This window comes from Aeromonas sp. QDB25, assembly GCF_027707725.1.
Taxonomy (GTDB): domain Bacteria; phylum Pseudomonadota; class Gammaproteobacteria; order Enterobacterales; family Aeromonadaceae; genus Aeromonas; species Aeromonas caviae.
This window is the reverse complement of record NZ_JAPCIZ010000164.1, coordinates 1-2810: the sequence shown is the minus strand read 5'-3', so window position 1 is coordinate 2810 and position 2810 is coordinate 1. Positions and strand designations below refer to the sequence as shown.

Genomic DNA, 2810 nt, shown 5'->3' with positions numbered 1-2810 from the left:
CTATCAACAGGATGACGGGGTTAGGTATGCCTGTACGACAGCAGGTCAACTGAGCGAAATCGGCGCTTGGAGAAAGTCCGTCCTGTTTTGGAATTGTGCAACAAGGCCACTTGCCACCGTTTCTGGTAGGTCGTCCAGCTCACTCCCCCGCAGGACTGTCCTCCTCCTCGACATACCTCAACAACTCTCCAGGCTGGCATCCAAAATATTTACACAACGCATTGATTGTATCGGTATTGGTGACATTACCAGGCACGTTGGCGATCCGGGTCAGGGTTGCCCGGCTGATCCCTGTTTTTTCGCTCACTTCAGAGAGAGTTATGCGGCGCTTTTCTTGGAACGATTTTTCGTCAAGTAGCTTGATGAGCAGGATCCTAATCATGACTTATCCATAGCGAGTATTTTTCACATAGCCTACCAAATGAATCATACATGATGCAAAAGCGGCATTGACAATCACATTCTGTGAGCTATATTCGTCTCACGTGAGTAAAATGACTCATTTGTGATTCACCTGGAGGCGAGGTATGAGTACCTATCTGACAACCGAAGAGCTCTCATCACGGATCAAATACGACGTGCGAACAATCCGCCAGAGTCTGAAAGACGCTGTGCTGTTCGAAGGCGTGCATTACATCCGTCCGTTTGGTGGGCGAAAAATTCTCTACATCTGGGAGCGGGTAGAGGAGTCCATGCTGCAAGGAGCAGCAGCCCACGATCTCATTGCTAGCTTGAAGTGAGGTGGTGCGATGGGCTCGATAAATAGCCGTGATGGCAAGCTTTATCTGGACTTTCGTTACAGGGGGGTCCGCTGTCGGGAGCAGACCACGTTGGCTGATACCCAGGCTAACCGGCAGAAGCTCAATAAGGTGCTCTGCTTGATAGAGCAACAGATCCGTATCGGTACCTTTGACTATGGGCATCACTTTCCCAACAGTCCCAAGGTTGAGAAGTATGTGGCCATGGAGAGACTGAGTCGGCAGAAGGCCTCTGGTGGACGGATGATTTTCTCCGCCTTTGCCGAGCTATGGCTCGATGAAAAACGGGTCGAGTGGCGCGAGAGCCAAATTGAAACGGTGGATGGCATTTTACGCTGCCACCTGATTCCGGCTATGGGTGAGCAGCGGTTAGCTACCATCAGCAAGCAAGAGATCCTGGCGTTTCGGTTGCGCTTGTGTGAGCCGGGTGGGCAGAGCGAACGGGCGTTGTCGGCTTCCCGTATCAACCACATCATGACCTACCTGCGTCTCATCTTGAACGAGGCGGCCGAGCGGTTCGAGTTTGATAGCCCGTGGCGCAATATCAAGGCCCTGCCGATGCCTAGGGCGCAAGTCCTGCCGTTTACCCTGGAGGAGGTGCAACTCATTCTGACCAAGGTACGGGCGGACTATCGTCCCTATTTCACGGTGCGTTTCTTCACCGGCATGCGCACGGGTGAGATCGATGGTCTTTGCTGGGACAATGTGGATTTTGGCGCCCGCCTTATTCATATTCACCAGTCCTTGGTCAGGGGTAAAGTCGGGCCCACCAAGACCAGTGGATCTCACCGCACCATCGCAATGAGCCAGCGAGTCTATGAGGCCTTGCGTGAACAGTGGGGGTTCTCGGGCGAGAAAAGTACCTTCGTGTTTTGTGCTCGCAACGGTGAGCCACTCAACCACCGCAATGTGGCTCAGCGTGTCTGGTACCCATTGTTGGCCAATCTGAAGCTTGAAAAGCGCAACCCTTATCAGACTCGCCATACGGCTGCCACTCTGTGGCTGGCCGCCGGCGAAAATCCGGAGTGGATTGCCCGCCAGCTGGGTCATTCCACGACCAGCATGCTGTTTCGGGTCTATTCGCGCTATGTGCCCAATTTGGTCGGTCGGGATGGTGCCGCTTTCGAACAACTGCTGGACGGTGAACTTGATCTGGAGGATGAGGTATGAAATTCACATCCCCGTTTAACTTGACGCTGGTGTGGGCCGAGCTGATTCACGGCTTGCCTAGTGCTGGTGTGTGGCGTTTGACTTTCCTGAAAGGGGGTCGCCATGTCGATGTTAGCGGTGAGCTGCTGGCGGATGTGGTGCCGGCTGGGCAGTGGTTGCTGCTGGAGATGAATGGCGAGGAAGTGCCTCGATTGATGACCTTCATGCCGTTGCCTGTTGAGGTGCGTCGTGACGACATTGAGCAGCAATTTTCATGGCTGGCAGATAAACAACATGCCATCTTGTCGGATATCTGGGGGATGCTCGCTTATTTACCGGATGCGGCCCTGCGGCGATTCTACCTCGCCGTGCTGCTTGATGATCGCATCATGTGGCCCTTCTTCACCGGCAAGGCGAGCAACCAGTACCATCATCACCATACCGGTGGACTGCTTGAGCACAGTCATGAGGTGGCAATCACCGCCTCGGCGCTCTGCATGCAGCATCAAGTCGGCCCGATTAGCACCAGCGTGGCCTTTATCGGCGGTCTTCTGCATGACATCGGCAAGATCCATCTGTTCTACAACAACACAAGCGGGAACGGGGTCGCGGGGCAACATGAGTCGTTCAATTTCATGGTGCTGGCCGAGCCGCTGGCCCGCCTCAGTCAGGAGGCGCCCAAGCTGTTTGAGGCCATCAGTTCTTGCCTTTCCATCAAAATTGGTCGGCAGTCGGAGGCCTATCTGCCAGCCCAGATGGTTCATATCTGTGATCGATTGTCTATGGATGTACACCTGACTCTTATACACAAGTAGCGCCCTGAACGGAACCATTCCCGTTTTCCAGGATCTGATCTTCCATGTGACCTCCTAACATGGTAACGATCATGATAACTTCTGCTCT

4 protein-coding genes are annotated in these 2810 nt (G+C 53.9%); 3 read left to right on the top strand and 1 reads right to left on the bottom strand.

Annotated features, from left to right (window positions below; translation table 11 throughout):
• Window positions 1-139: 139 nt before the first annotated feature.
• A complete protein-coding gene (locus PG883_RS23040) occupies window positions 140-382 on the bottom strand; it encodes a helix-turn-helix domain-containing protein (RefSeq protein WP_041997615.1) in 243 nt (80 codons plus the stop codon).
• Window positions 383-527: 145 nt separating this feature from the next.
• Here PG883_RS23040 and PG883_RS23035 point away from each other — a divergent pair, with 145 nt between their 5' ends.
• Genes PG883_RS23035 through PG883_RS23025 form a run of 3 tightly spaced genes read left to right on the top strand, consistent with a single transcriptional unit; the run spans window position 528 to window position 2722 of the window.
• Window positions 528-740: a hypothetical protein gene (locus PG883_RS23035; protein WP_041997613.1), complete on the top strand. Its 213-nt coding sequence runs from the start codon at window positions 528-530 to the stop codon at window positions 738-740.
• Window positions 741-749: 9 nt separating this feature from the next.
• Entirely contained in the window at window positions 750-1928 is a 1179-nt protein-coding gene (locus PG883_RS23030) for an Arm DNA-binding domain-containing protein (protein ID WP_270808386.1), read from the top strand.
• Window positions 1925-2722 (top strand): HD domain-containing protein, encoded by a 798-nt coding sequence (locus PG883_RS23025; RefSeq protein WP_270808384.1) that lies wholly within the window; start codon window positions 1925-1927, stop codon window positions 2720-2722. Before PG883_RS23030 ends, PG883_RS23025 begins: the two co-directional genes overlap by 4 nt.
• The last annotated feature ends 88 nt before the right edge of the window (window positions 2723-2810 follow it).

What these genes read in the sequence shown, in the direction of transcription:
- PG883_RS23030 (WP_270808386.1), top strand. Translation starts at nt 750, where the DNA reads ATGGGCTCGATAAATAGCCGTGATGGCAAGCTTTATCTGGACTTTCGT.
- PG883_RS23025 (WP_270808384.1), top strand. Translation starts at nt 1,925, where the DNA reads ATGAAATTCACATCCCCGTTTAACTTGACGCTGGTGTGGGCCGAGCTG.
- PG883_RS23035 (WP_041997613.1), top strand. Translation starts at nt 528, where the DNA reads ATGAGTACCTATCTGACAACCGAAGAGCTCTCATCACGGATCAAATAC.
- PG883_RS23040 (WP_041997615.1), bottom strand. Translation starts at nt 382, where the DNA reads ATGATTAGGATCCTGCTCATCAAGCTACTTGACGAAAAATCGTTCCAA.